Genomic DNA, 26465 nt, shown 5'->3' with positions numbered 1-26465 from the left:
GTGGTGCGTGGTCGGGCGAGCGGGGTCGGGCGGGCTAGGAGGCGCGGTGCGTGCGCCGCGGGTTCGGCACGGCGTCGAGCAGGCGCACCGTGTACGGGTCGGTCGGCCGCTGCAGCACCTCGGCGGTGCGGCCGCGCTCGACCACGGCGCCGTCGTGCAGCACCATCACGTCGTCCGTGATCAGCCGTGCGCTCAGCAGGTCGTGCGTGATGTAGAGCATCGAGACGCCCCACTGCTCGCGCAGGTCCTCGAGCAGGGCGAGCACGCCGGCCCGCAGCGACACGTCGAGCATCGAGACGGGCTCGTCCGCGATGATCACCTGCGGGTCGCTCGCGAGCGCCCGGGCGATGACGACGCGCTGCCGCTGACCGCCGGACAGCTGGTGCGGCAGCTTCGCCGCGAACTGCTCGACCGGCGTCAGGCCGACCGTCTCGAGCAGCTCCAGGACGCGGCGCCGCGCCTCCTGCCCTCGCAGCCCCGTGTAGTTCACGACCGGCCGGGTGAGCGTGTACTCGACGGTGTGCAGCGGGTTCAGGGCCGAGTACGGGTCCTGGAACACCATCTGCACGTCGCTGCGCAGGTCGCGGAGGCCGCGTCCGCGGACCTTCGTGACGTCGACGTCGCCGAACGTGATGGTGCCCTCGCTCGGCTTCTCGACGCCGGTGACCATGCGCGCGATGGTGCTCTTGCCCGAGCCCGACTGGCCGACGAGGGCGAGCGACTGCCCCGGCTCGAGGGTGAACGACACGTCGCGGACGGCCCGCACGGGGTCCTCGCCGCGACGAGGAGGCGCGTAGGTCTTGCTGACGCCGGTCACGGTGATCGCGCTCTGGGCCACCTTCGTGCTGCGCGTGCCGACGCTCGGCGTGCTGGTGGTCGTGTCGACGCGGCGCTCGCCCCGGGCCCGCCGCACCGCGCGGTCCTCGAAGCCGGGCAGCGAGACGACCTCGGCGCGGGGGTCGGCGTAGTGCGACAGCAGCATCTGCGTGTACTCGTGCTGCGGGTCGGCGAGCACGTCGGCGGAGCGGCCGTCCTCGACGATGCGGCCCTCGTGCATCACGAGCACCCGCTCGGTCGCCTCGAGCACGATGCCGAGGTCGTGGCTGATCAGCACCGCCGTGAAGCCCTCGCTCTGCTGCAGCGAGATGATCGTGTCCATCACGGCGTGCTGGACGAGCACGTCGAGCGCCGTCGTCGGCTCGTCGAAGACCATCAGCTGCGGCTCGAGCGACAGGGCGAGGGCGATCGAGACGCGCTGGCGCATGCCGCCGCTCAGCTCGCCGGGGAACCGCGCGAGCACCTTCGGGTCGAGCTCGACCTTCTGCACGAGCTCGGCGGCGCGGGAGTCCCAGCGCTCGCGCGGCACGTGGCCGTGGGCCTTGAAGATGTCGACGAAGTGCTTGTGGATCGTCCGCACCGGGTTGAGCGCGTTCATGCCCGACTGCAGCACCATCGCGAAGCCGCCCTGGCGCTGCTGCCGCAGGGCCTCGGCGTCGAGGTCGCGGATGTCGGCGCCGTCGAACACGATGCTGCCGCCGTTGGTGCGCGCCGGCGGCTTCTGCAGCCGCGTGAGCGCGTAGCCGAGGGTCGACTTGCCCGAGCCGGACTCGCCGACCAGGCCGACGAACTCGCCGCGGCGCAGCGAGAACGAGACGTGGTCCACGGCCTGCACCGGCGTCGAGGCGGCCGACTCGTAGACGACGCTGAGGTCGCGCACGTCCAACAACGGGGCGTCACCGGCGGTCGTCGTCGTCGTCGAGGAGGCGGCGGGCTGGTTCGTGAGGTCTGCGGCGGTCATCGACGCGCCTCCTTCTTCGTCTTCTTGGACGTGCCCTCGCGCAGGCGCGGGTTGCTGACGGCGTCGACGCCGAAGTTGATCAGCGTGAGGCTCATCGCGAGCAGGGCGATGCAGAGGCCGGGGGCGAACAGGAGGATCCACTGCCCGGTGAGCAGGGCGTTCGAGTTCTGCGCCCAGTAGAGGATCGTGCCCCAGCTGACGATCGACGAGTCGCCGAGCCCCAGGAACTCGAGGCCCGCCTCCGCCAGGATCGCGCTGGTGGCCGCTCCGAAGAACGAGCCGACGATGAGCGACGTCATGTTCGGCAGGATCTCGCGGAACACGATGCGGGTCGCGCCCTCGCCCGAGAACCGGGCGGCCTCGACGAAGTCGCGCGAGCGCAGGGACTGCGTCTGGCTGCGGAGCACGCGAGCTCCCCAGGCCCAGCCGGTCACGACGATCACCGCGATGATGACCGCGATGCCGCCGTTCTGCAGGTAGGCCGCGATGACGATCATCAGCGGCAGGCCGGGGATGACGAGGAACAGGTTGACGACGAAGCCGACCACCTCGGCGGCGGGGCCGCGCATGTAGCCCCAGCTGAGGCCGATCGCGACGGCGACGAGCGTCGCCGCGATGCCGGCCACGAAGCCGACGAACACGCTGATGCGGGCGCCCCAGATCAGCTGGCTGAGGACGTCCTCGCCGGCGGCGGTCGTGCCCATCCAGTGGGCCCAGGAGGCGTCCTGGTTGCGCTCGAACCCGTTCTCGCTGCCGCCGTACGGGGCGATCAGCGGGGCGAAGACGGCCATCAGGACGAAGACGCCGAGGACGACGATGCCGATCTTGGCCTTGGGGTTCGACCAGACGACGCCGGCGGTGCGCAGCACGGTCTTCCAGGTGCTGGGCGCGGCCTGCTCGGCGGCGGGGCCGGCAGGGTCGCCGCCCTCGGGGAGGCGGACGGACACGGTGGAGGTCATCGGCGGGTCCTTGGGTCGAGCACGCCGTACAAGATGTCGACGAGGAAGTTGGCGACGAGCACGCTCACGGTGATCATCAGGAAGAGGGCCTGCATCAGCGGGTAGTCCTGGCCGATGACGGCGTTGAACAGCAGGTAGCCGATGCCGGGGTAGCCGAAGACCTGCTCGACGAGGATCGATCCGCCGACCACCCCGCCGAGGGCGAGGCCGAAGCCGGTGAGGTTCGGCAGGATCGCGTTGCGGGCGGCGTAGCGGACGGCGACCGTCCGGCCCTTCAGGCCGTTCGCCTCCGCGAAGGTGACGTAGTCGTCGCCGAGCGTGTTGATCATCGCGTTCCGCATGCCGAGGATCCAGCCGCCGAGGCTCGTGACGAGGATCGTCACCGCCGGCAGCACCGCGTGCAGCAGGGCGTCGCCGACGAACGCGGGCGTGAAGCCCGGCGTGGTCGTCGCGCCGTAGGCCCCGGTGGTCGGGAACCAGTGCAGCACGTAGCCGAGGAAGAAGAGGAGGAGCAGGGCCGTCCAGAAGTACGGGAACGTGCTCATGAAGCTGCCGGAGAGCGTCGGCAGCGAGTCGAGCCAGGTGCCGCGCTTCCAGGCCGCGGCGACGCCGATCAGGGTGCCGACCACGAAGGCGATCACGGTGCACGCGCCGACGAGGATCAGCGTGTACGGCAGCGCCTGCCCGACGAGGTGCCCGACCGTCTCGGGGAAGAACGTGTAGCTCGTCCCGAAGTCGAGCCGGACGACCTGGCCGAGGTAGGCGACGTACTGCTGCAGCACGTTGCCGTCGGGCACGCCGAGCTGGGCCTCGATGGCGGCACGGGTGGCCTCGGTGACCGGGCCGTTCTGCGAGAGCTTCGCGATCGCGGCGTCGGTGGGGTCGCCGGGCATCAGCCGCGGCAAGATGAAGTTGAGCGTCACCGCCGCCCACAGGGTGAGGACGAAGAGGCCGAGCTTCTGGGCTCCGTACCTCAGGGGGCCGTTCTGCTTCACTGGTCGTCACCGCCCTGGTCGACGCGCTTGAGCTTCGTGAAGATCAGCAGCGGCGCCTGGTCGTAGTTCTGCGGGGCCATGTACGGGTCCTTCTCGCTGGGCCAGCCGGTGAACTTCGAGTCGTTGAACAGGCCCCAGAGGCCGCCGTAGTAGAGGCCGATGACCGGCTTCTGCTCGTAGACGACGTTCTGCAGCGCGTACGACAGCCGCTGCTGCTCGGCGGGGTCGATCGCGGCCTTCCACTCGTCGAGCAGCTCGTCGACGGCAGGGTCGCTGAAGCGGCCGAAGTTCGAGGCCGTCGTCTCGCCGATCGGCGTCGCGAACCCGCTGTTGAGCAGCGTGTTGTAGGTCTGGTACGTGTTGCCGTTGCCCATGCCGCCGAGCGCCATGTCGAACTCGCCGTTCGCGATGGCCGACTGGTAGCCGGCAGGCTGGGGAGCCTGGATCTGCACGTCGATGCCGATCGCGCCCAGCTGTGCCCGCACCTCCTGCACGGCCCTCAGCCAGTCGGTGTAGCCGTTCGCGGTGAGGATCGTGATGCGCAGCTGCTGGCCGTCGGGGCCGACCAGCTGGTCGCCCTGCTGCGTGAAGCCGGCCTGCGCGAACGCGGCGAGGGCGCCGTCGACGTCCTGGCCGATCACTCCCTCGTCGGGGATCGAGGGGTCGAGGTCGTCCTGCTGGTTGGGCAGGATGAGGCCGGTCTGCCCGGCCGGCTCGAGGTAGCCCTCGGTGGCCGACTCGGCGATCTGGTCGCGGTCGAGCGCCAGCGCGATGCCGTTCCGCACGTCCACGTCGTCGAACGGCGCCTTCGTGAGGTTCGGCATCAGGCCGATCACGCCGCCCGGCGGGAACCAGTACGAGTTGGTGTCGCTCGCCGCGCCCCAGGTGCCCTCGACGTCGCTGATGAACGAGTACGCCCAGTCGTAGCCGCGCGTGACGGTGTCGAGCTGGTTGTTCGTCGCGGGCAGGATCAGGTGCGCGATGTCGATCTTGTCGGCCTGCCAGTAGGACTCGTTCTTGTCCATCGAGTACTGCATCGCCGAGTAGTTGCCGAGCGTGAACGGGCCGGTGCCGACCGGGTCCGGGTTGCGGTACGTCGCCGGGTCGTCGACCTCGCTCCAGAGGTGCTCGGGGACGATCGTCGTCTGGCCGATGATCTCCATCGCCGGCACGTCGTCGGTCTGCAGGTGGAAGACGACGTGGTCGCCCTGCTGCTCGACCGTGTCGATGTGCTGCCAGGCGCCCTTGAGGTCGAGAGCCGGGTTCGCCTTGATCAGGTCGAACGTGTACACGACGTCGTCGGGCGTCATCGGCTCGCCGTCGGACCACTCGACCCCGTCGCGGATCGTCATGTCGACCGTGCGCGCGTCGGGCAGCGTCGTCTCGCTCGCGAGCCACGGCGTGATCTCGCCGTCGAGCGGGTTGATCTCGAGCAGGGGCTCGTAGATCCACGTCGAGGCGGTGCGCTTGTTCGTGAGGAACGGGTTGAAGTTCCGCTCGAACTGCGGGTTGCCCTTGTCGGCGTTGATCAGCATCGTGTCGGCGCCGATCGTCGGGTCGGGCTCGCTGCGGATCTGGATGCTGCAGCCGGTGGCCACGAGCACCACGGCGGTGGCGGCGGCCAGGGCCGCCACGGCGGTGCGCGCTCGGGCGCGGTGTCTGTGCGTGTGCGTCATCGCCACGGTTCTCTCATTCGTCGTCGAGGTGAGCATCGCCAGTGTAAGCGCATACATCGCTGCGACGCAACGGCGATGGCGGCGACGTCGACCGCGACGGGTCAGCGGGCAGGGCAGCTCTCGCGCAGCAGGACCTCGACGGGCAGGGTCACCCGCTGAGGAGGCGCGGTCGGGTCGGTCAGCCGCGTCACGATCGTGCGCACCGCGACCCGGCCGAGGTCGTTCATCGGCTGGCGCACCGTCGTGAGGCGCGGCGTCGAGAAGCGGCCCGCCTCGATGCCGTCGAAGCCCGTCACGGCGACCCGGCCCGGCACGTCCACCCCGTGCGCGACGAACGCGTCGAGCACTCCGAGCGCCGACTGGTCGTTGGCGCAGACGACGGCCTGCGGGAGCGGGTCCGGGGACGCGACCAGCGCCTCCCCGGCTCGCCTGCCGCCCTCGCGCGAGAAGTCGCCGCGCTCGACGCGGACGCGCACCGGGCCGTGGCCCTGACGCGTGGCCGCCGCCGTGGCCGCGGCGACGGCCTGGTCGAAGCCTCGGTGCCGGTCGGCCTCGTCGGGAGAGTCGCCGGGGCCGGCGACGTAGACGAGGTCGGCGACCCGGCCGCGCGGCTCGGCCGACTCGCGCCCGTCGCCCCGCTCGCGCGGCTCGCCCGCGGCGCGCGGCTCGCCCGCTGCGCCCGGCCCGCCCGACGCGCGCCCGAGGACGAACTCGGTCAGGGCGCGCATGCCCGCGGCGTTGTCGACGCTGACGTGGTCGAGCTCGTCGCCCGGACGGGAGTCGGCGAGGACCACGACGGGGATGCGGCGCGACACGTGCGCGAGCAGGTCGTCGGGCACGGTCTGGGCGAGGACGGCGAGGCCGTCCACGCGGCCCGCGATGTCGTTGAGCATGACCTCCCGGCTGGAGCCCCGACCGGCGGCGACCATGAGGGCGAAGCCGCGCCTCCAGGACTCGACCTCCGCGCCGCGGAGCACCTCGTCGAAGTAGAGGTTCGCCGGGTTCGACGCGGTGCGGGGCGCGTCGGTGCCGGTGCCGGTGCGGGTGCCGGTGCCGGTGCCGGTCGGCGCAGGAGGCGTCGGTCGCCCCTCGCGGTCGTCGATCAGCGGGATGCGGCTCGCGTCCGCGACGCGCTCCCAGTCGGGCTCGGGCAGGTCGATGCCGTCGTGCCCGGGGAGGAACAGGCCGAGCACGCCGTGGCGGCGACCCGCGAGGCCGCGCGCGGCGCCGCTCGGCACGTAGCCGAGCGACCGGACCGAGTCGAGCACGCGGGCCCGCGTCTCGGGGCGGACGTCGTCGGGGCGACGGAGCACGCGGGAGACGGTGGCGATCGAGACGCCCGCGTGGGCGGCCACGTCGTAGACGGTGGGGGCCTTGGTCACGGGGTCCGTCCGGCACAGGGCATGGCGTCCATCCTAGGCACGGGTGCCGCTCGGGCCGCGGAGGCGCCCGACGCGACGGAGCCGCCCGTCCGGGAGGGACGGGCGGCTCCGTCGCGAGCACGGGCCGCAGGGCGACCCGCCGGCCTAGCCCTCGACCCGCGGCGCCGAGCGACGGCGCAGGCGACGGGCCGCGACGAGCGCGCCGGCGCCGGCGACGAGGAGGAGCAGCGCGGCCGACAGGGGCACGACCGGCTCCGAGCCGGTGTACGCCAGGGCCCCGGCTCGCGTCGAGGCGGCCGGCACGACGCCCGTGCCCGCCGGGGCGGCGACGGGGACGACGCCCGCGCCCGCCGGGCCGGCGACGGGGACGACGCCGGCGCCCGGCACCGTGACCGGCGGCACGACGCCGGCCGCGGCGACGGTGAACAGCACCGGGTCGGTGAACGTCGACGAGGTGCCGTCGCTGAGGACCTGCAGCGCCGTGGCGCCGAAGTCGCCCGGCGGGACCCCGGTGAAGGAGGCGGTGAACGCCCCCACCGCGGCGGCCTGGACGGTGGACGCCGAGTACCCGAGCTCCGGGTCGAAGGCCACCGGCGCGCCGTCCAGGTCGAGCGACGTGACGGACGCCGGCGAAGGCGTCGCGAGCTGCGGGAGGCCGTCGAACTGGTCGGCCTCCCCCAGGACGACGGTGACGAGGGCACCCGGCTGTGCGGTGCCGGTCACCGTCACGGTGCCGACCTCGACGGTGGACCCGGCGACGGGAGCAGTGATCTTCGGCCCGGCCAGCGCCTCCTCGACCAGCAGGTCGAGCGTCGTGCGGCTGCCCGCGTCGCCGCTCAGGACGAGCGTGCTCGCGCCGGCCGGGAGGAAGGGGCTGAGGACCGCGGGGCCGACGAGTCGCCCCTCGCCGTCGGCGGTGAACTCGTCCTCGAGCGGCTCCCCGTCGGGGCCGATGACCGTCACGATCTCGCCCGGGACGAAGTTCGCGCCGAGGACGCGGAACGAACGACCGGCCTGCACCGTGCCGTCGGCGACCGCCGCGACCGGGCCGAGGGCCGGGACGACGTCCTCGGTGACCGCCGCGAAGGCGTTCACGAGACCCGCGCCGAAGTAGCGCGAGCCGGTGAGGGCGCCGGCACCGGCGACGGGTGTCGCCTGCTGCTCGAGCAGCGCCTGCAGCTCGGTGGGCGACGCCTCCGGGTGGGTCGCGGCGAGGAGGGCAGCGACGCCGGCGACGTGCGGGGAGGCCATCGAGGTGCCGCCCTTGAGCCCGTACCCGCCGGGGACGGTGCTGACGATCCCCTCTCCCGGGGCGGCGACGTCGATGACGCCCTCGCCGTAGTTCGACGACGGCGCCTTCACGATCGAGCCGTCGACCTGCTGAGCGACGGACGCGACGGTGACCACGCCCGGGATCTCGGCGGGGATGTCGGAGCAGCCCTGCGAGACGTCACGGTCCTTGATCGCCGTCGTGTCGTTGGGGCTCGAGTCGCTGGTCGTCTTGTCCGCGAGGTCGTAGTCCGAGTTGCCCGCGGCGGCCACGTTGAGCACGCCCTGCTGCTCGGAGAGCTCGACGGCGCGGGTCACGGACTCGAGCGCCGGGGCCTGGTCGGCCTCGGTCGAGCACCAGAACTCCCACGGGTCGACGTAGTAGCTGTTGTTCGTCACGTCGAACCCCTTCTCGGCGGCCCACATGAAGCCGCAGAGCGCGTACTCGGGGTAGATGAAGCCGGCGTCGCCGACGACCTTGACGCTGGCGAGCGTCGCGCCGGGCGCGACGCCGACGATGCCCAGGCCGTTGTCGGCGGCCGCGATCGTGCCGGCGACGTGGGTGCCGTGGTCGTTCGTCGTGGGGACCCACGCGGCCGGCGCCGTGTCGGGGAGGCCGTTCACCGTGCACCCGACGGACCGGGAGGCGTCGACCTGGCCGGCGAGGTCGGGGTGCGCGACGTCGATGCCGCTGTCGAGCACGCCGACCACGATGCCGTCGCCCGCCTCGACCTCGCGCGCCTCGGGGGCGCCGATGGCGGCCATGTCCCACTGGACGCCCTCGAGGGGGTCGGCCGGGGCTGCCTGCGCGTCGAGGGGCTGCTCGATCGACTGCGTGCCGGAGCCCGTGGCGCCGGCGGACGCCTGGTCGGCGGCCGCCTGGTCGACGGCCGCCACGGGGGCCTCGGCCGGGGCCACGACCTCCGCCCCGGCGACCGCGGCCGTGCGGGTCGGGCCCGCCGACTCGACGCCGAGCGTCGCGCGCATCGCGGCGAGGAACCCGCCGTCGCGGGACTGCGCCGTGACGACGCCGATCTCGGGGTACAGGGAGAGGACCACGCCGCCGGCGGCGGCGACCGCGGCGGAGGCGTCGGCGACGGCGTCCGCGCTCCGGACGGTGGTGTTGACGACGTAGTTCATGACGATGCCGTCGGCCACGCGGGCCGACGCGGCGGGGACCTCGGCGGTCACGTCCTCCGTCTCGGCGGCGGGCGCCTCCGTGGCGGGGGCCTCAGCAGCGGGCGACTCGACCGGTGCCTCGACGGCGGGCGTCTCGGCCTCCGTCGGGGCGGCAGCCGCGGCGGCCGTGTCGGACGCACCCGACGCCCCAGCGTCGGTGCCGGTGCCGTCGGCGCCGACCGGCGACACGGCCGGGTCGGCGGCGAACGCGGCGGTGGGTGCGAGCACGAGGGCGCTCGTGAGCGCCAGGGCGGTCGCCCAGCGCGCTCCCCGGCCTCGGGTGGATCTGATCACGTGGTGACTCCTGATGTCGGGCGCACGGCGACGGGCGCGAGCCGCGGGGAACCAGGTCGCCCGGCCCCCTGGTCGAGCGGCCCCCGAGGCCGGATGTACCCCAGGGTACGGGCCTGCTGTTTCGGACGCGTTACGTGTGCGCCACGTGGCCTGCCCGCCCGTACCCCGCGCACCACCCCGCGAGACGTCCCGTCCCGTTCCGAGCATCCCGTCTCGCCACGACGGGACGGGACGCTCGGAACGAGACGGGACGCAGACGAACGCGACGGGCGGCGCACCCGGGGCGACGCGGCCTGTGGAGAGGATCCGACGTCGAGGGGCGCGTTCGGGCAGGGTCGTCGGGTGATCGACGACGAGCCCCTTCCCCTGTTGGTCCGGGTGCCGAGCCTCGGTTCGGACTCGCGCGAGGCGACCAGGCTGCGACGGGCCGCGTCCGCCGGTCGCTGGCGGCGCCTCCATCCCGGCTCGTACGTCCGGGCCGACGAGTGGGACGCACTGACGCCCCGTCGACGCCACGTGCTGATGGTCGAGTCCGCCCTCGGCCGCACCGGCGCCCGCCACGCGGTGTCCCACCTGTCGGCGGCCGCGCTGCTCCGCACGCCGGTGCTCGGAGACTGGCCCGACCGGGTGCACGTCACCGACCCGGACGCTCTCGGCCCGCAGTCCACGGTCGCCCTCGTGAAGCACCAGGGACCGCTCGAGGACGACGAGGTGTCGTCGCTCCGCGGGGTCCGGCTCACGACGCCCGCCCGCACCGCGGCCGACCTCGCCCTCGGCACACGGTCGCTCGAGGAGGTCACCGTGGTCCTCGACGACCTGCTGCACCGGGAGCTGACCACGAAGGAGGCGGTGCTCGCCTCACTGGACCGCCGACCGCGGGCGCGCGGCCAGGCCGGGGCCCGCCGAGCCCTCGCCTTCGCGGACGGCCGCTCCGACTCGGCGGGCGAGTCGCGCACCCGGGTGCTGCTGCACCGGCTGGGCGCGCCCGTGCCCGTGCTGCAACGACGGTTCGAGCTCGGACGCGGCCGGTGGGACCCGCACGTCGACTTCTGGTTCCCCGACCAGGGCTGCGTCCTCGAGTTCGACGGCGTGAGCAAGTACACGCAGAGCCGGTGGCGCGGGTCGCTGACGCCCGAGCAGGTCGTCGTGAAGGAGAAGCTCCGGGAGGACGCGATCCGTCGCCAGGCCGACGTGCGCGCGTTCGTGCGGTGCACCGCCTGGCACCTCGGCGACCCGCGGCGGCTCCGGTCGCTGCTCGAGAGCGCAGGCGTGCCGTGCAGCCGGTGACCCCGGGCCGGCTCCACCGCGTCATGTCCCGTCTCGTTCCGAGCATCCCGTCGCGCCGCGGTCGGACGGGATGCTCGGAACGAGACGGGACGGGAGCGGGGCACCGGGGCGGCGCGGGGTTACGCGACGTGACGGGAGGCCCGGTGGGCCGGCCCGCGCCTCCGTACGCTCGGGTGATGGCCCCGCGCGACACCACCACGACCACCCGCGACACCATCTCGAACCTGCTCGACGAGCGGCGGACGTTCCCGGCGCCTCCTGCTCTGGCCGCCGCCGCGAACGTCACGAGCGCCGAGCACGCGCGCGCCGCGGCCGACCCCGTCGCCTTCTGGGAGGAGCAGGCCCGCCGCCTCCAGTGGGAGAGCCCGTGGCACACGGCGCACACGTGGGAGCCGGTCCGCGAGCTCGCCGACGGCAGCCTCACGGTGCCCGAGGCGACCTGGTTCGCGGGCGGCCGCCTCAACGTCGCCGTCAACTGCGTCGACCGGCACGTCGCGGCCGGGAACGGCGAGAAGGTCGCGCTGCACGTCGAGGGCGAGCGCGGCGACCGGCGCGACGTCACCTACGCCCAGCTGCAGCGGGAGGTCGTCAAGGCCGCCAACGGGCTCCGCAGCCTGGGGGTCGGCGAGGGCGACCGCGTCGTCGTCTACCTGCCCGTGATCGCCGAGACGATCGTCGTGACGCTCGCGATCGCGCGGATCGGCGCGATCCACTCACTCGTCTTCGGCGGATTCTCGGGCGAGGCCCTCAAGTTCCGGGTCGAGGACACGGGCGCGAAGCTGCTCGTCACCACCGACGGGCAGTTCCGGCGGGGCGCCGCGGTGCCGGTCAAGGCGAACGCCGACCACGCGGTGAGCGGCGAGAACCAGGTCGAGCACGTGCTCGTCGTGCGGCGCACCGGCGACGAGACCCCCGACGTGCCGTGGACCGAGGGCCGCGACCTCTGGTGGCACGACGTCGTCGACCCGCAGCCCGACACGGACGAGCCCGAGGCGTTCGACGCCGAGACGCCCCTCTTCATCATGTACACGAGCGGCACGACCGGGAAGCCGAAGGGCCTCGTGCACACGAGCGGCGGCTACCTCACGGCCGCGAGCTGGACGCACTGGGCCGTCTTCGACGCGAAGCCCGACGACGTGCACTGGTGCACGGCCGACCTCGCCTGGGTCACGGCGCACACCTACGAGATCTACGGCCCCCTCTCGAACGGGCTCACGCAGGTGATCTACGAGGGCACGCCCGACACCCCGCACCCGGCCCGTCACCTCGAGATCATCGAGCGCTACGGCGTCACGACCTACTACACGGCGCCCACCCTCGTGCGGACGCTGGCGTCGTGGTTCCCCGACGGCCTGCCGACCGACCACGACCTGAGCTCGCTGCGCCTCCTCGGCACCGTCGGCGAGGCGATCAACCCGGAGGCGTGGGTCTGGTTCCGCGAGCAGCTCGGCCGGGGCGAGCTGCCGATCGTCGACACGTGGTGGCAGTCGGAGACGGGCGCGGCCGTGATGGCGCCGCTGCCCGGCGTCGACACGCTCAAGCCCGGGTCGTCGCTGCGCGCGCTGCCCGGCGTCTCCACCGCCGTCGTCGACGAGGCCGGCGAACGCGTGCCGAACGGCTCGGGCGGCTACCTCGTCGTGCAGCGGACGCCGCCGTCGCTGGCCCGCACGGTCTGGGGCGACCCCGGGCGCTACCGCGACAGCTACTGGGCGAAGTACTGGCGGCAGGGCTGGTTCTTCTCCGGAGACGGCGCCAAGTACGACGACGACGGCGACATCTGGCTGCTCGGCCGCGTCGACGACGTCATCAACGTGTCGGGTCACCGCCTGTCGACGATCGAGATCGAGTCGTCGCTCGTCGCCCACCCCCTCGTCGCCGAGGCGGCGGTCGTCGGCGTCTCGGACGCGCGCACCGGGCAGGCGATCGCCGCCTTCGTCGTGCCCGCGACCCGCCCCGCAGGAGGTGCCGTGCGCGACGCCGGCGACGCCTCCGAACCGCAGGTCTGGGCCGCGCTCTCGAGGTCGGCGCCGGGCTCGCTGTCGCCCCTGCTGCGCGCCCACGTCGCCGACCAGATCGGCCCCGTGGCGAAGCCCGCGACCGTGCTCGTCGTCCCCGACCTGCCGAAGACCCGCTCGGGCAAGATCATGCGGCGCCTGCTGGGCGACGTCTCGGAGAGGCGCGAGCTCGGCGACACGACCAGCCTGCAGGACGCGTCGGTGCCGGGTCGGATCGCGGCCGTCCTCGCGGAGGTGCGGGGCGCCTCCTAGGGTCGCCCTCCGTCTCGCGGGCCGCCGAGTGGTCAGGAGTTGTCCTCCCGGGGCCCGAGGGGGACACTTCCTGACCACTCGGCTCGGCCGCGACGCCCCGGGGTGCCCCGGGGTGCGCCGGGAATCTTGCGCGCAGGGCAACGGTTCACCTCGGTGGCCCGACGTCGCGCCGGCCCCCTCCCCCACCACCACGAAAGCCGGTCCACCGTGTCGATCTCCGAGACCACCTCCGCAGCCCCCTCCACCGTCCGCACCGCCGAGACCAGCGTGCCGATCGTCGACCTGCTCGACGAGCGCTGGAGCCCCCGCTCGTTCGACCCGACCGCGACGATCAGCGACGCGCAGCTCGACGCCCTGCTCGAGGCCGCCCGCTGGGCCCCGTCGGCCCAGAACCACCAGCCCCGCCGCTTCGTCGTGGCCCGCCGCGGCACCGAGACCTTCGACACGATCGTCGGCGCCCTGCTCAGCTTCAACGCCATGTGGGCCGGCAACGCCTCCGCCCTGGTCGTCGCGCTGGCCGAGACCTCGACCGTCGAGGGCGACGACCGCCCGACCGCCGAGTACGACCTCGGCCAGGCCGTCGCGCACCTCAGCGTCCAGGCTCACGCCGAGGGCTTCCACACCCACCAGATGGCCGGCGTCGAGTGGGAGAAGCTCGTCGCCGCGTTCGACCTGCCCGCGAACCTGAAGCCCGTCACCGTCACCGCCGTCGGCGTCGTCGACGAGGCCGACAAGCTGATCGAGGCGCTGGCCGAGCGCGAGACCGCGCCGCGCGTCCGCTTGTCGCTCGACGAGCTGGTGCTGCGCCGCGACTAGCCCGCCGCTGCGGCGGCTGGCCCTGCCGCTGCCCGCGCGCTGCGCGTCCCGACCCCTCGGACCCGCGCGCACCCCTCCGCGCGAGCGAGGGCGTGCGCGGGTCCGAGGGGTCTCGTCGTGATCCGGCCGCGCGCAGGTCGTCCGCACGGGCGACGGCGCAGGAGGCGCGGGTCATCCTGCAGGACCGCACCCGCGCCACCGGCGACGGACGACCGAGGAGGCGGCGCTCCGTAGCGTCGAGGACGTGCCGGTGGACGCCGGCCGCGCACGCGAGGAGACAGCATGACCGACGACCGCACACCTGCCGAGGGCACCGCCGACGACGCCGACCGACACGCGACCGAGGAGCTCGGCCGCCCCGCACCTGACGCACCCCTCGCACCGCCGGCTCAGTCCGCACCGCCCGCAGAGCCGGCGCAGCCCGCAGGACCGGCGCAGCCCGCGCAGCCCGCAGGACCGGCGCTGCCGCCGGCCCGCAGCGGCGCGAGCGGCTGGGCGATCGCGGCGCTCGTCGTCGGCATCGGTGCGTTCCTCGTCGGGCTCGTGCCCGTGGTCGGCCTGCTGGTCGCGCTGGTCGGCGTCGCCCTCGGGGTCGTCGCGCTGGTGCGCCGTCGTCGGGCGCAGTCGGGTCTCGGCCTGGGCGTCACGGGCCTGGCGCTGTCGGGTCTCGCCGCCGTGACGAACGTCGCCGTGGTGGCCATGCTCGTCGTCGCCGTGCCCGTCGGGGCCCGCCTCGCGGACGAGGCCGCGAGCAGCTGGTACGGCGGGGACACCGGGCAGGGCCTCGACGGCGACCCGTACGGCCCCGGCCAGGGCCACGGGTACGACGACGCCGACGGCGACGGCGACGGCGACGCCGACCCCGCCGCGGTGACGACCTCGTGCTGGTCGTTCTCGCTCCCCGACGACGCCTGGGTCTCCGGCGACGCCACCGACGCCGACGCCTGCGCCACGTCCCTCGGCGTGGCCGACGACATCGCCGTCACGCCCGTCGAGGTCGTGACCGTGCCCGCCGCCGTCGCCGAGGGCCTCGTCCCCGCGACGAGCACCGACCGCGTCGCGGACGCCGTGGCGGCCCTCCGCCCGAGCTGGCTGCCCGGCGTCGGCACGGTCGTCGGCGAGCCCGAGCAGACCACGCTCGACGGCGAGCCCGCCGCCCTCGTCCGGCTCGCGACCGGGGACGACCTCGGCACGCCCGCCGCCGTGGTCGTCGCCTGGTCCCCCGCCGACGCGACCGGCGCCTCCTCGCTCACCCTCGTGAGCGTCGGACCGGACGCGGACGCGGACCTCGGCGACGGCTCGGCGGACGACGCGTCCGCCGCCGCCCGCGCCGCTGCGACCGAGCGCACGCTCACGAGCCTCACCGGCACCTGGCACTGGGCAGGCCGCTGAGCCGCCCCGCCGCCGACACGGGACCGGGCCGGCTGCTGAGCCGGCCGGGGCGCGCACCGCACGCGCACCTCCTCGTCCCCTGATGGCGCAGGAGGCGCGGGTGCGGTTGGCTGGGACCATGTCGATCTCCTCCACGGCCGCGAAGGCCGACCTGCTCCGCTCGCTGCACGTGCCCGGCGACCCGCTCGTGGTCACCAACGTGTGGGACAGCATCACCGCCCGCGTCGTCGCGGGCGCCCCCGGGGTGAAGGCCCTCGCCACCGCGTCGCACTCGATCAGCGAGGCCCACGGCGTCGAGGACGGCGAGGGGCTCGACGTCGACCAGATGCTCGACGCCGTCCGGCTCGTGATCCGCGCGGTCGACCTGCCCGTCTCCGTCGACTTCGAGAAGGCCTACGCGACCGACGCGGCCGGCACCCTCGACAACGTGTGGCGCCTGATCGAGGAGGGCGCCGCCGGCCTCAACCTCGAGGACAGCACGGGCAAGTCCAAGACGGAGCTCTACGACATCGACACCCAGGTGTCCAAGGTCGCGGCCGCTCGTCAGGCCGGCGACCGCGCCGGCGTGCCGATCGTCATCAACGCCCGTGTGGACGCCCTGGCCGGCGACCCCTCGCTCTTCGACGACGCTGTCCGTCGCGCGAACGCCTACCTCGACGCCGGCGCCGACTGCGCGTTCGTGCTCGGCCTGGGCACCGAAGACCTCGTCGAGCGCGCGCTCGACGAGATCCACGGCAAGATCAGCGTCATCTCGGGGCCGGACTCGGTGCCGCTCGCGCGCCTCGCCGAGCTCGGCGTCTCGCGCGTCAGCTTCGGCCCGATGACGATGGGCCTGACCCTGTCGCACCTGCGCGACGCCGCCGAGCAGCTCACCGCCCGCGGCGAGTACCCGAGCGAGCTCGGCTTCAGCTTCTAGGGGGAACCGACCCCGCCGGCGCACACGCAGGAGGCCCCGACGACTCACGTCGTCGGGGCCTCCTGCGTGTGCGGAGCGGGGCTCAGTCGCGATCCTTCGCGGCGGCCTTCGCCTCGGCCTTGTCGGCCTTGCGCTTCGCCTTCGCGGTGTCGTCGGCGGCGTCGTCCTCCGCCTTGGCCCGGTCGAGGTCGTCGGAGTCGGCGTCCGCGTGGTCGTCGCCGCGACGGCCGTTCCCGTCGTGCGCCTCCTCCGCCTCCTGTCGCTCGATCGACTCCGCGGCGGCCTGACGGAGCCGGAGTCCGTCGAGCTCGTCCTGCGCCGCGACCGCCTGCTTCTTCTCGCTCTGCGCCGTGTCGCGCGGTGGCAGCAGGATGTCCTTCTCGGCCTTCATGCCGGCCTGCAGCTCGCGGCCGCGCTCGATCTCGGCGTCGAACTCGGCGCCGAAGAGCAGCGCCAGGTTGGTGATCCAGAGCCACAGCAGGAACACGATCACGGCACCGAGCGAGCCGTAGGTCTTGTTGTAGTTCGAGAAGTTCGCGACGTAGAAGCCGAAGCCGGCGCTGGCGAGGCCCCAGATGACGATCGCGGTGACCGAGCCGAGGCTCATCCAGCGGAACTTCGGCTGGCGGACGTTCGGCGAGAAGTAGTACAGCACCGCGACGACGACCACGACGATGACCAGCAGCACGGGCCACTTGACGATGCTCCAGACGAAGACCGACGTCGAGCCGAGGCCGACCACGTCGCCGACCGTCTGAGCGACGTCGCCGCTCAGCACGAGGATGAGACCGGCGACCACGATCAGCACCACGGTGAAGGCCGTGATGGCGAGCATCGTCGGGCGGAGCTTCCAGATCGGGCGCCCCTCGTCGACGTTGTAGATGCGGTTCATCGCCCGGCCGAAGCCGCCGACGTAGCCCGAGGCCGACCAGAGGGCGCCGAGCACACCGGCGACGAGGGCGAAGCCGGCCGCCTGCGAGCCGATCAGCTCCTGGATGGGGCCGCGCAGGGTGGCGGCCACGGAGGCGCCGCCGAGCTGCGTCAGGAGCTCGAGGACGGCGTCGGTCGTCGGCCCGGCCTGGCCGACCACGCCCAGCAGGGCGACGATCGCCAGCAGGCCGGGGAAGATCGCGAGCACGGCGTAGTACGTCAGCGACGCAGCCAGGTCGGTGCACTGGTCGGACCCGAACTCGCGCAGGGTCTTCTTCAGCACGTAGCCCCAGGACCGTGCGTGCAGGTCGTCGGGGCTGTCGGGCTTGCGGGAGTCGTTCGGCTCGGGCGCCGTCTGATCCCGGCGCGTGCTGGTCTGTGCCATGGGGTCTCGTGTTCCTGTCCTGTGGACGAAAGGTGATGCGGAGAGGGGTGTCGCCGGGTGGGGTGCGTCGCCGGGTGGGTGCTGCCGGGCAGGTGCCGGGCCGGTGATGCGGTGCCGGTGATGCAGAAGACGGCAGGAGGCGCACCCCCTGCCGTCCGTCAGCGTCGCGTCAGCGGCGGGCGATCTTGACGACGCCCGCGATGATCGCGGCGACGCCGGCCACGCCTGCGGCCGCGGTGGCGATCACGGGTGCCGGGTCGTCGTCGAGGCGGCGCTTGACGCTCGCCGTGAGGCGCCGGGCGTGGGCCGGCACGCTCAGCTTGTCCTCGATGGCGTCGAGGGTCTCCTTGAACTGCTCGCGGGTGCGGGCGATGTCCAGCTCGATCTCGGGGATGCTCGCGCCCTCGCGCGGGCCGGGCTTCTGGTCGCTCTTCTCGTCGCTCATCAGTCGCTCGTGCCCTTCGTGCTCGTGCTCCTCGTGCTGGTCCCCTTCAGCGCGGCCACGTCGGCCTTGACGCTGTCGACGGCCTGCTGCGGCACGGGCGGGACGCCCTTCTTGAGCGCCTTGACGCCCAGCAGCGCGAGCACGCCGGTGATCACCAGCAGCACGGCCGCCACGATCAGGGCGGCGAGCCACGGCGCCACCACGGTGGCGAGCCCCAGCACGCCGGCGGTGATCAGCACGGCGAGGAGGAAGAAGCCGAAGAGCGCGGCGCCGACCAGCAGCCCTGCGCCGACCCCCGCCTCCTTCAGCTTGGTGACGAGCTCGGTCTTCGCGAGCTGGATCTCGCCCCTGATGAGACGGGAGATGAGCTCGGGCAGGCTGCCGAGCAGCGAGCCGAGCGACTTCTTGGTGCTCTGTTCCGGTGCCTTGAGGTCACTCACCGACGTTCACCCCGGGCAGCTTCGCGGCGCCCTCGCTGTCGGAGCGGGCGCCGTCGGACGCGGCGCTCTTCGCGGAGTCCGCGACGTCGTCGGCCTTGTCGGACGCCTTCGAGGCGACGGACTTGGCCTTGGAGGCCGCGTCGCCGGCGGCGCCCTGCAGCTTCTTGCCCACGACGGGGGCGTTCTCCTTCACGAAGTCCTCGGCCTGGTGGACCGTCTTCTGCACGGAGGGGTTCTCCCACAGGCTCTCGGCCTGCGACTTGATCTTGACGTAGGCACCGCGTCCGGCACGTGCTCCCAGCACGTAGCCCACAGCTGCTCCGGCGACGAAGAGGATCTTGCCCTTCATGAGTGCTCCATTCAGTTCGAGGTCGACCGGGCCTCAGCGGCCCAGGACACCAACGCTGGCACAGACCCCCGGGTACAGACCAGATTCCCAGTACAGCGGCGCGGCCAGGGGTACAGCGACGCCGGTCAGGAGGAGCGGCGAGCGCCCCGGCTGTGGACGGCCGACGACGACGCAGAGGAGGCGGCGGTCGCGGAGGAGGCGGCGGTCGCGTCGGCCAGGACGGCCACGGGGACGGGGACGCGGACGGACCGCACCCGCCGCGACCACCAGCGGGGCGGGAGCTCGCGGCCCCACGCGGCCAGCGCCTCCTCGACCAGGCGCAGCACGCACCAGCCGAAGAGCACGACCAGCAGCACGTTGCGAGCACCGAGCACCGCCACGGCGACGGGGTTCAGGTCGATCAAGGGCAGGTAGAGCACCGGGAACACCAGCGTCGTCAGCCCGGCCGCCCACGCGACGATCCTCGCCGGGGCGCGGAACGCGGCGGCGTCCGCCCACAGGCCCGCCGCGACGACCGGTGCGATCCACAGGACGTACTGGGGCGACCCGACCTTGTTGAAGACGATCAGCGTGATCGTCAGGGTCAGGGCCCCGAGCAGGACGAGGCGGGACTCGTGCCCGGCGCGGGCAGCCCCGTCGGCCCCCGCAGGCGCAGCACCCGCGCGCCCGGCCCGGGCACGTCCGGCCGCCGCGACCGCCAGCAGCCCGACGAGCACGACCATCACGACGCCCATGGCGTGCGTGCTGCCGTGCACCGCCCAGGTGTCGCCCGGCCCCATCACCTCGCGGGTCGCGAGCCCGACGTTCTCGTACACGGAGGCGCCGGGCACCCCCAGCATCGCCATCCACAGCCACGGGGTCGCGAGCGGGGCCTCGAGCTGCAGCGCCCGGTCCGACTGCATCGTGACGAAGCTGTCGACCGACGACAGGCCCCCGCCGACGGCGACCACCGCGACGACGACGAGCGTCACCCAGAGGCACGCCCGCACGACCGTCGCGCGTCCCCGGCTCGCGACCACGACGGCGGCGATGACGGCGGCCGGCCAGACCTTGACCCACGTCGCCGCGGCCAGCAGCGCGCCCGCCACGCGAGGCCGGGTGGCGAGCAGGAGGAGGGCCGCGACCACGGCGGGGGCGCTGAACGCCTCGAGGCGGAGGAACGCCACCGGGCTCAGCAGGAACAGCACGAGCAGCCACCACCACGCCGCGGGGGCGTCGACCGTGCGGCGACCTCGGTCGGTGAGCAGCCAGAGCGACGCGGCGTTCGCGGCCGTCACGAGGAGGAGCCAGACGAGCTGGTAGAGCGACTCGCCCAGGACGTTCGGCAGCACGACGGGCAGCAGCGCGCCGGCCGGGTAGACCCAGGCGAAGTCCATGACGGGCCAGCGGCCCTCGCTGAGGGCGCCGGTGGCCCAGGTGCGGTACAGGGGCAGGTCGCCCTCCGCGCCTCCTCGGAGCATCAGCGGCGTCAGGGCGACGAAGACGGCGGCGTGCAGGGCGGCGAAGGTCCACCAGATCGCGCGGGGCTGCCGGCGGAACACGCCCCAGACCCGGCGCAGGTGCCGCACTCCGTCGCGGAGACGAGCGGCAGGCCCGCCGCCCCCGTCGGGAGCGGTCGCTGTGCCCCGGGCACGCCGGGACGAGGAGGCGGTGGTCCAGGGCGCGCGCGAGCTCACCCTGCGGACGCTAGGGCGCGCACCTTTCGACGAGGTGAACGTCGGGCGTACGATGCCGCGCATGGACCGACGGAGCTCCGACGACGACCCGCGCACGGCTGCGCCCGGGCCCGAGGACGACCAGCCGACGCGCGACGACGAGGGTGCCGACGACAGGCCGGTCGGCTGGTGGCTGACCCGGGTCGAGCGGCTGCTCGACCAGCGGTTCGCCGAGGCGCTCGACGAGCACGGCGTCACGCGCCGCCAGTGGCAGGTGCTCGAGGCGCTCGAGCGCGGAGTCGAGCCGGGCGCCGAGGAGTCCGCCGCGGCCGCGACCGGGTCGACCGCGTCGTCGAACGGGCCGGCCGACGACGACCAGTCGCTGGTCGACGACCTCGGCGAGCTCGTCGAGAGCGGCTGGGTGGCGGTCGAGACCGACGGCCTCGGCGCCAGCCGGCACTCGCTCACCGAGCGGGGCACGGTGGCGCACGCGAAGCTGCGCGACGTGGTGCTCGGCATCGGCGCGGACGCCTTCGCGGGAGTCAGCCCCGACGACCGCGAGACGGCGCTCCGCGTGCTGCGGCGGGCCGTCGGCAACCTCGGCGGCTGACCAGCTGCCCCGCTACGCCAGCGCGACCCAGCCGATGAGCAGCATCGTCGTGACGAACCCCGACACGAAGTTGAGCCAGAGGAACCTCTTCCAGCCCTTGTTCGCGCCCTCCGCCTCGGCGTCCGTGATGTTCCACCAGGGCGCGCAGTTCAGGGCGTAGGCGACCGGGATGACGGCCGCGAACGGCCCGGGTGCGTCGGTGAACGTGAGCAAGATGCCCGCGAGCAGGTAGGCGACGACGGCGAGTCGGACGGTGGTGCGGGCGCCGATCACGGTCGCGATCGAGGCGATGCCGCCCTCCCGGTCGGCGATGACGTCCTGCACGGCGCCGAAGGCGTGGCTCGCCGCTCCCCAGAGGAAGAACGCCCCCAGCAGCGCCCAGAGCGCCGGCGTGAAGGTGGCCCCCGCGAGCACGAGGCCGTAGACGGCGGGGCTGACGAAGTGCGTGCTCGACGTGACGGAGTCGACGAACGGGCGCTCCTTGAAGCGCAGGCCCTTGGCCGAGTAGGCGACGACCGCGAACAGGCTGACGGCGAGCACCAGCCAGCTGAGCGGGCTGCCCACCGCGACCAGGAACAGCACGAACGGCACGCACGTGACCACCGCTGCCCAGAGCGTCGTGCGGTGCATGCTCCGGTCGAGCAGCGCGCCCTCGACGCCGCCCTTGCGCGGGTTCCGCAGGTCGCTCTCGTAGTCGAAGACGTCGTTGATGCCGTACATCGCGAGGTTGTAGGGCACCAGGAAGAACAGGATGCCGACGACCGCGACGAGCCAGTTCACCGACGAGAAGTCGAAGCCAGGGCCGGCTCCCCGGCTGGCCGCGGTGAGGATGTACGCCGCGGCGAACGGGAACGCCGTGTTGATCCAGCTGAGGGGCCGGGACGACCAGAACAGGGCCCTCAGGGTCGCGGTCACCGCGCCTCCTCGGCGTCCGCCGTGCTGGTGCCGGCGCCGCTGCCGGCGCGACGGGACGCCCTCGCGGCCTTCGCGGCCTCCGTCTCGCTCCGCGATCCGAGCAGCGTCCAGACGCTCGGCAGCAGCACGAGCGCCGCGACCGCGTAGGCGAAGTCCTCGAGCGGGGCGATGCCGACGAACGCCCCGCTGATGCGCGACTCGTCGTAGCCGACGAGCCCGACGCCGATCATGACGTTGTCGAAGACGGCGGTCATCACGAGCAGCACCGCCGTCGAGAGCCCGGCCGCGCGCACGACGGCGGCGAGCGAGCCGCGGGTCGAGGAGGCGCGACCCGAGGAGGCGCGGGTCGACCGGGTGCGCGCCCAGCGCAGCAGCAGCGCGGCCCCCGCCGTCACGGCCACGAGCCCCAGGAAGACCGCGTTGATCGCCCAGTAGGTCACGAGCGGTCACCGCCCGTCGAGAGGGCGGCCGACGCCGCCCGGCGGCGCTCCAGCGCGTCGAGCACGAGGCGCGAGCCGGCGAGCAGGTTCATCGTGAGCCAGCAGAGCAGCACGAGGAAGAAGACCTCCTCGAGTGGCAGCTCGGGCGCGAGCTGCACGCCCGTCATGAACGACGTCTCGCCACGGAAGAAGACGCCCGCGTCGATGCCGACGATGTCCCAGATGAGGAAGAACACGACGCCGACGAGCAGCGTGACGAACGCGCGCCAGCCGTCGCGCCAGAAGAACAGGCCGAAGCGCCGGTCGAGCATCGCCATGCCGAAGATCGAGATCAGCAGGGCGACGAGGTACGCGGCGCCCATCAGGCGTCGCCGCTCGCGCCGGGCACGACCCCGGATCCCGAGCCCGCGCTGACGGCAGGCTCGGCCACCGGGCCCGTGCTCGTGTCGCCACGCATGTTCTTGAGCAGGATCTCGGCGCTGATCAGGCACATGGGCAGGCCGATGCCCGGGCGCACCGAGCCGCCGGCGTAGAAGAGGCCCTGCACGTGCTCGGAGGTGTTGCCGGCGCGGAACATCGCGCTCTGCGACAGCGTGTGCGCCGGGCCGAGCATGCTGCCGCTCCAGGCGTTGACGTCGTCGACGAAGTCGCGCGGCCCGCGGGTGCGGCGCAGGACGACGCGCGACGCGAGGTCGGGGATCTCGGCCCAGTCGGCGATCTGCTCGATGACCTGGTCGGCGAGCCGCTCGATCAGCGGGTCGCCGTCGCCGCCGACGTCGCCGCGGCCGAGGGACGGGTCGGCAGGCAGCGGCACGAGCACGAAGAGGTTCGTGTGCCCGGCGGGCGCCGTCGACGGGTCGACCGTGCTCGGCTTGCAGACGTAGAGCGAGGGCGGGTCGGGGATCCGCTTGTCGTCGCCGAAGATGCGGTCGAAGTTCTCGTGCCAGTCGCGCGCGAAGAACAGCGTGTGGTGCTCGAGCTCGGGCACCTCGCCCTCGACGCCCAGGTACAGCAGCAGGGCGCTCGGCCCCGGGTCGCGGGTGGCCCAGTAGTCGGAGTCGTAGGTGCGCAGGTCGTCGGGCAGCAGCTGCGTCTCGAGGTGCTCGAGGTCGGCTGCGCCCACGACGACGTCGGCCTCGAGCACGTGCTGCCCGCCCTCGGCGTCGCCGTGCTCGACCCCGCGCACGACGGCGGAGCGCCCGGGCCCGGGCGAGGTGAGGACCCGCGTGACGGGCGCCTCCGTGACGATCCGCACGCCCGCCTCCTCGGCGACCGCCGCGATGCGCTGGATGACCGTCGTCAGGCCGCCCTGCGGGTAGAGCACGCCGTCGTCGAGGTCGAGCGTGCTCATCAGGTGGTACATGCTCGGGGTCGCGAACGGCGACGACCCGAGGAACACGGCCGGGTAGCCGAGGATCTGCCGCAGACGCGGCTCCTTGACGGCCCGCGAGGCGAACGCGTCCAGGTCCTGCAGCAGCAGGCGGCCGAGCTTCGGCAGCCGGACGACGACATCGCCGCGCAGCAGCGGGCCGACGGTCTCGAAGCTCGTGTAGAGGAACCGCTGCTTGGCGAGCTCGTAGGTGTCGCGCGCCGACCGCAGGTAGCCGCGCATGCGGTCGCCGCTGCCGGGCTCGATGCCGTCGAAGAGCGCGATGTTCTCCTCGAGGCCGCGCGGGACGACGATCGGCTCCTCGCGGGTGCCGTCGGCGCCGGGCTCGAACAGCACGCGGTAGCCGGGGTCGAGCGGCACGAGGTCGAGCTGCTCGTCGGCGGACGTGCCCATCAGCTTGAAGAAGTGGTCGAACACCTCGGGCATCAGGTACCAGCTCGGGCCGAGGTCGAAGCGGAAGCCGTCCTGCTCCCAGCTGCCGGCGCGACCGCCGACCTGGTCGTTCTTCTCCAGCACGGTGACGTCGTGGCCCTCGCGGGCGAGCAGCGCGGCGCTGGCGAGCCCGGAGATGCCGCCGCCGATCACGACGACCCGGCGGCCGTGCCGCTCGACGCTCGTGTCGCCGACGGCGCGCTTCAGCCAGGGGGTCGTCACAGGGAGGCTCCAGGAGGTGGGGGTCGGTGGTCGGGGACGGAAGCGACGCGGCCGGCCGTGGCCTGCAGCGCGATCCGCACCTTGACGGAGTCGGGCACGCGGACGCGCGCCCGGATGAGCGAGGAGGCGGGGGTCGCCTCGAGACGCCGGTTCAGCTCGGCGAACAGCCCGTGGGCGAGCGCCACCGCGCGGCGCGACGAGGCGGGCAGCACCGGGATCACCTCGCCCGAGACGCGCAGGTCGTCGTCGATGTCGGCGACGAGGCGCCGCTTCGTGGCCTCGTCGAAGGTCGTCACGTCGACCCCGGGGAAGTAGCTGCGGCCGAGGTGCTCGAAGTCGGCCGCCAGGTCGCGGAGGAAGTTCACCTTCTGGAACGCCGCCCCGAGCCGCGTGGCGCCCTCGTCGAGCAGCGCCCGCGTCGACTCCGGGTAGCTGTGGCCGGTGAGGAACGCACGCAGGCACATCAGCCCGACGACCTCGGCCGAGCCGTGCACGTACCGGTCGAACGACTCCTGGTCGTGCTCGCTGGCGCTCAGGTCGGCGCGCATCGACTCGAAGAACGGGCGGGTCAGCTCGGGACCGAAGCCGGTCGCCCGCGCGGTGCGCGCGAAGGCGTGGACGACGAGGTTGGCGCTGAAGCCCTGGGCCATCGCGCGCTCGGTGTCGGCCTCGAGCTCGTCGAGGCAGCGACGCGACTCGTCGGCCGTCAGGCCCGCCTCCGTCGCCGGCCCGTCGACGACCTCGTCGGCGACCCGGACGAGCGCGTAGACGTTCTCGACGTGCTGGCGCACGGCGGGGCCGAGGAGCCGCGACGCGAGCCCGAACGAGGTCGAGTAGCGGCGGATGACGCCGGACGCGGTGCCGTCGGCGGTCGCGTCGTAGAGGGAGAGACCGGTCACCGCACGCGCTCCAGCACGACCTGGACGAGGGGGGCCAGCGCGTCGCGCAGGGCCTCGCCGACGTCGGGCCCGTCGAGCACGTCGAGCGCGCGACGAGCATGATCCTCGACGAGCTGCTCGGCGAAGCGCCGCGCGCCGCAGGCCTCGAGGCGGCCGCGCACGACCTCGGCCTCGACCTCGGACAGGTCGGCCTTGCCGATGAAGGGCCGGATGCCGAACCAGTCGTCGGTCGTGGCCGCGTGCGCGACGAGCACCGTGCGCTTGCCCTCGCGGAGGTCGCCGAGCGTCGTCTTGCCGGTGTCGGACTGCGTGCCGAAGACGCCGAGCAGGTCGTCGACGACCTGGTACGCGACCCCGACCTCGCGGCCGAACTCGCCCAGGGCCCTGACCACCGCCTCCGGCGCCTCGGCCAGCACGGCGCCGGCCTGCAGCGGCGCCTCGAACGAGTAGACGGCGGTCTTCGCGCGTTCCATGGCGAGGATCTCGTCCACGGTCGGCAGGTCGTCCGAGAGCGAGAGCTCGACGTCGATCATCTCGCCGCCGGCGCTGACGAACACGGCCTCGTCGAGCAGGTCGAGGAGGCGCGCCTGGACCGGGCCGTCGCAGGGCACCTGCAGCAGGAGGCGGCTCGCACCCGTCAGCGCGAGGTCGCCGGCGATGACCGCGGCCGACATGCCGCGGTGCTCGGCGGTCGGCGTGGGGATGCCGGCCGTGGTCGCCTCGTCGCGGTAGCTGCCGGAGACGTTCGGGATGCCGCGGCGCGAGAAGTCGCGGTCGATCACGTCGTCGTGGACGATCAGCGCGGTGTGCAGCAGCTCGAAGGCGGCGCCGACGCGGGCCGCTGCCTCGTCGTCTCGACCGCCGAGGGCCGTGTACGTGGTGAAGACCATGCGCGGGCGGAACCGCTTGCCGCCGCTCGTGTTGCGCTCGAGGACCTTCCAGAGGTCGACGTAGCGGTAGCCGACCGACTCGGCCCGGCGCTTGGCGAGCCGGAAGAAGTCGTCGAGGACGGCGTCGACCCGGGACTGGTCCCGCGCCTCACGCTCGACGAGGTCGCCGTCGACGCGGCCCTGCCGGTCGTGCGCCGCCGCACGCTGGTGTTCACCGCTCACCAGGGCAGACT

At 73.5% G+C, this 26465-nt stretch carries 23 protein-coding genes; 6 read left to right on the top strand and 17 right to left on the bottom strand.

Annotated features, from left to right (window positions below; all coding sequences use genetic code 11):
- Positions 1 to 34: 34 nt before the first annotated feature.
- From ITJ48_RS15600 to ITJ48_RS16370, 6 genes are all read right to left on the bottom strand, one after another.
- The gene (locus ITJ48_RS15600) at positions 35 to 1798 is read right to left on the bottom strand and encodes an ABC transporter ATP-binding protein (RefSeq protein ID WP_194614343.1); all 1764 of its coding nucleotides are present in this window, start codon (positions 1796 to 1798) and stop codon (positions 35 to 37) included.
- Positions 1795 to 2757, bottom strand: coding sequence for an ABC transporter permease (locus ITJ48_RS15595; RefSeq protein ID WP_194614342.1), 963 nt, complete (start codon positions 2755 to 2757; stop codon positions 1795 to 1797). Before ITJ48_RS15595 ends, ITJ48_RS15600 begins: the two co-directional genes overlap by 4 nt.
- Entirely contained in the window at positions 2754 to 3734 is a 981-nt protein-coding gene (locus ITJ48_RS15590) for an ABC transporter permease (protein ID WP_194614527.1), read from the bottom strand. Before ITJ48_RS15590 ends, ITJ48_RS15595 begins: the two co-directional genes overlap by 4 nt.
- A 14-nt stretch (positions 3735 to 3748) precedes the next feature.
- Complete coding sequence (locus tag ITJ48_RS15585; RefSeq protein WP_194614341.1) at positions 3749 to 5428, bottom strand: ABC transporter substrate-binding protein; 1680 nt, start codon at positions 5426 to 5428, stop codon at positions 3749 to 3751.
- 101 nt (positions 5429 to 5529) lie between these two features.
- A complete protein-coding gene (locus ITJ48_RS15580; RefSeq protein ID WP_194614340.1) occupies positions 5530 to 6810 on the bottom strand; it encodes a LacI family DNA-binding transcriptional regulator in 1281 nt (426 codons plus the stop codon).
- Between the two features lie 144 nt (positions 6811 to 6954).
- Positions 6955 to 9552, bottom strand: a complete 2598-nt coding sequence (locus ITJ48_RS16370; RefSeq protein ID WP_370544956.1) for a S8 family serine peptidase — start codon at positions 9550 to 9552, stop codon at positions 6955 to 6957.
- 342 nt (positions 9553 to 9894) lie between these two features.
- Between ITJ48_RS16370 and ITJ48_RS15570 the strand changes: the two genes are divergently transcribed.
- The 5 genes from ITJ48_RS15570 (at position 9895) to ITJ48_RS15550 (ending at position 16230) form a co-directional block, all read left to right on the top strand.
- Entirely contained in the window at positions 9895 to 10839 is a 945-nt protein-coding gene (locus tag ITJ48_RS15570; protein WP_194614339.1) for a hypothetical protein, read from the top strand.
- A gap of 176 nt (positions 10840 to 11015) precedes the next feature.
- A complete protein-coding gene (acs, locus tag ITJ48_RS15565; protein WP_194614338.1) occupies positions 11016 to 13106 on the top strand; it encodes an acetate--CoA ligase in 2091 nt (696 codons plus the stop codon).
- Positions 13107 to 13319: 213 nt separating this feature from the next.
- Positions 13320 to 13922 (top strand): nitroreductase family protein, encoded by a 603-nt coding sequence (locus ITJ48_RS15560; protein ID WP_194614526.1) that lies wholly within the window; start codon positions 13320 to 13322, stop codon positions 13920 to 13922.
- Between the two features lie 282 nt (positions 13923 to 14204).
- Positions 14205 to 15314 carry a DUF4190 domain-containing protein gene (locus ITJ48_RS15555; RefSeq protein ID WP_194614337.1) on the top strand — a complete coding sequence of 370 codons (1110 nt, stop codon included), beginning with the start codon at positions 14205 to 14207 and terminating at the stop codon, positions 15312 to 15314.
- A 118-nt stretch (positions 15315 to 15432) separates the two neighbouring features.
- Positions 15433 to 16230 carry an isocitrate lyase/phosphoenolpyruvate mutase family protein gene (locus ITJ48_RS15550; protein WP_194614336.1) on the top strand — a complete coding sequence of 266 codons (798 nt, stop codon included), beginning with the start codon at positions 15433 to 15435 and terminating at the stop codon, positions 16228 to 16230.
- 82 nt (positions 16231 to 16312) lie between these two features.
- On the opposite strand, the gene ITJ48_RS15545 is transcribed toward ITJ48_RS15550, so the two are convergent.
- The 5 genes from ITJ48_RS15545 to ITJ48_RS15525 all read right to left on the bottom strand — a co-directional run bounded on the left by ITJ48_RS15545 (position 16313) and on the right by ITJ48_RS15525 (position 20455).
- On the bottom strand, positions 16313 to 17545 hold the full coding sequence (locus ITJ48_RS15545) for a YihY/virulence factor BrkB family protein (RefSeq protein ID WP_228506936.1): 1233 nt from the start codon (positions 17543 to 17545) through the stop codon (positions 16313 to 16315).
- Positions 17546 to 17714: 169 nt separating this feature from the next.
- On the bottom strand, positions 17715 to 17990 hold the full coding sequence (locus ITJ48_RS15540; protein ID WP_194614335.1) for a DUF3618 domain-containing protein: 276 nt from the start codon (positions 17988 to 17990) through the stop codon (positions 17715 to 17717).
- Positions 17990 to 18430: a phage holin family protein gene (locus ITJ48_RS15535; RefSeq protein WP_194614334.1), complete on the bottom strand. Its 441-nt coding sequence runs from the start codon at positions 18428 to 18430 to the stop codon at positions 17990 to 17992. Before ITJ48_RS15535 ends, ITJ48_RS15540 begins: the two co-directional genes overlap by 1 nt.
- Positions 18423 to 18779 carry a YtxH domain-containing protein gene (locus ITJ48_RS15530; protein ID WP_194614333.1) on the bottom strand — a complete coding sequence of 119 codons (357 nt, stop codon included), beginning with the start codon at positions 18777 to 18779 and terminating at the stop codon, positions 18423 to 18425. The genes ITJ48_RS15535 and ITJ48_RS15530 overlap by 8 nt, the downstream gene beginning before the upstream one ends.
- Positions 18780 to 18904: 125 nt before the next feature.
- The gene (locus tag ITJ48_RS15525) at positions 18905 to 20455 is read right to left on the bottom strand and encodes a glycosyltransferase 87 family protein (protein ID WP_194614332.1); all 1551 of its coding nucleotides are present in this window, start codon (positions 20453 to 20455) and stop codon (positions 18905 to 18907) included.
- Positions 20456 to 20516: 61 nt separating this feature from the next.
- On the opposite strand from ITJ48_RS15525, the gene ITJ48_RS15520 reads away from it, so the two are divergent.
- Positions 20517 to 21044 (top strand): MarR family winged helix-turn-helix transcriptional regulator, encoded by a 528-nt coding sequence (locus ITJ48_RS15520; protein WP_194614331.1) that lies wholly within the window; start codon positions 20517 to 20519, stop codon positions 21042 to 21044.
- Positions 21045 to 21056: 12 nt separating this feature from the next.
- Here the strand turns inward: ITJ48_RS15520 and ITJ48_RS15515 are convergent, their stop codons facing one another.
- Genes ITJ48_RS15515 through ITJ48_RS15490 form a run of 6 tightly spaced genes read right to left on the bottom strand, consistent with a single transcriptional unit; the run spans position 21057 to position 26454 of the window.
- Positions 21057 to 21959 (bottom strand): prenyltransferase, encoded by a 903-nt coding sequence (locus ITJ48_RS15515; RefSeq protein WP_194614330.1) that lies wholly within the window; start codon positions 21957 to 21959, stop codon positions 21057 to 21059.
- Entirely contained in the window at positions 21956 to 22399 is a 444-nt protein-coding gene (locus ITJ48_RS15510; protein ID WP_194614329.1) for a lycopene cyclase domain-containing protein, read from the bottom strand. Before ITJ48_RS15510 ends, ITJ48_RS15515 begins: the two co-directional genes overlap by 4 nt.
- On the bottom strand, positions 22396 to 22761 hold the full coding sequence (locus ITJ48_RS15505; RefSeq protein ID WP_194614328.1) for a lycopene cyclase domain-containing protein: 366 nt from the start codon (positions 22759 to 22761) through the stop codon (positions 22396 to 22398). The genes ITJ48_RS15510 and ITJ48_RS15505 overlap by 4 nt, the downstream gene beginning before the upstream one ends.
- The gene (crtI, locus tag ITJ48_RS15500; RefSeq protein WP_370544955.1) at positions 22761 to 24443 is read right to left on the bottom strand and encodes a phytoene desaturase family protein; all 1683 of its coding nucleotides are present in this window, start codon (positions 24441 to 24443) and stop codon (positions 22761 to 22763) included. The genes ITJ48_RS15505 and crtI overlap by 1 nt, the downstream gene beginning before the upstream one ends.
- Positions 24440 to 25342: a phytoene/squalene synthase family protein gene (locus tag ITJ48_RS15495; protein ID WP_194614327.1), complete on the bottom strand. Its 903-nt coding sequence runs from the start codon at positions 25340 to 25342 to the stop codon at positions 24440 to 24442. The genes crtI and ITJ48_RS15495 overlap by 4 nt, the downstream gene beginning before the upstream one ends.
- A complete protein-coding gene (locus ITJ48_RS15490; protein WP_194614326.1) occupies positions 25339 to 26454 on the bottom strand; it encodes a polyprenyl synthetase family protein in 1116 nt (371 codons plus the stop codon). The genes ITJ48_RS15495 and ITJ48_RS15490 overlap by 4 nt, the downstream gene beginning before the upstream one ends.
- Between the last annotated feature and the right edge of the window lie 11 nt (positions 26455 to 26465).

Source organism: Frigoribacterium sp. VKM Ac-2530 (genome assembly GCF_015350835.1).
In the GTDB taxonomy this organism is placed as follows: Bacteria; Actinomycetota; Actinomycetes; order Actinomycetales; family Microbacteriaceae; genus Frigoribacterium.
Note: the sequence above shows the minus strand (reverse complement) of the source record. Positions and strands in the feature narration are given on the sequence as shown.

Coding starts and splice junctions, on each gene's coding strand:
- ITJ48_RS15585 (WP_194614341.1), bottom strand. CDS start 5,428: ATGACGCACACGCACAGACACCGCGCCCGAGCGCGCACCGCCGTGGCG.
- ITJ48_RS15505 (WP_194614328.1), bottom strand. CDS start 22,761: ATGGGCGCCGCGTACCTCGTCGCCCTGCTGATCTCGATCTTCGGCATG.
- ITJ48_RS15530 (WP_194614333.1), bottom strand. CDS start 18,779: ATGAAGGGCAAGATCCTCTTCGTCGCCGGAGCAGCTGTGGGCTACGTG.
- ITJ48_RS15600 (WP_194614343.1), bottom strand. CDS start 1,798: ATGACCGCCGCAGACCTCACGAACCAGCCCGCCGCCTCCTCGACGACG.
- ITJ48_RS15545 (WP_228506936.1), bottom strand. CDS start 17,545: ATGGCACAGACCAGCACGCGCCGGGATCAGACGGCGCCCGAGCCGAAC.
- ITJ48_RS15520 (WP_194614331.1), top strand. CDS start 20,517: ATGGACCGACGGAGCTCCGACGACGACCCGCGCACGGCTGCGCCCGGG.
- ITJ48_RS15550 (WP_194614336.1), top strand. CDS start 15,433: ATGTCGATCTCCTCCACGGCCGCGAAGGCCGACCTGCTCCGCTCGCTG.
- ITJ48_RS15555 (WP_194614337.1), top strand. CDS start 14,205: ATGACCGACGACCGCACACCTGCCGAGGGCACCGCCGACGACGCCGAC.
- ITJ48_RS15595 (WP_194614342.1), bottom strand. CDS start 2,757: ATGACCTCCACCGTGTCCGTCCGCCTCCCCGAGGGCGGCGACCCTGCC.
- ITJ48_RS15540 (WP_194614335.1), bottom strand. CDS start 17,990: ATGAGCGACGAGAAGAGCGACCAGAAGCCCGGCCCGCGCGAGGGCGCG.
- acs (WP_194614338.1), top strand. CDS start 11,016: ATGGCCCCGCGCGACACCACCACGACCACCCGCGACACCATCTCGAAC.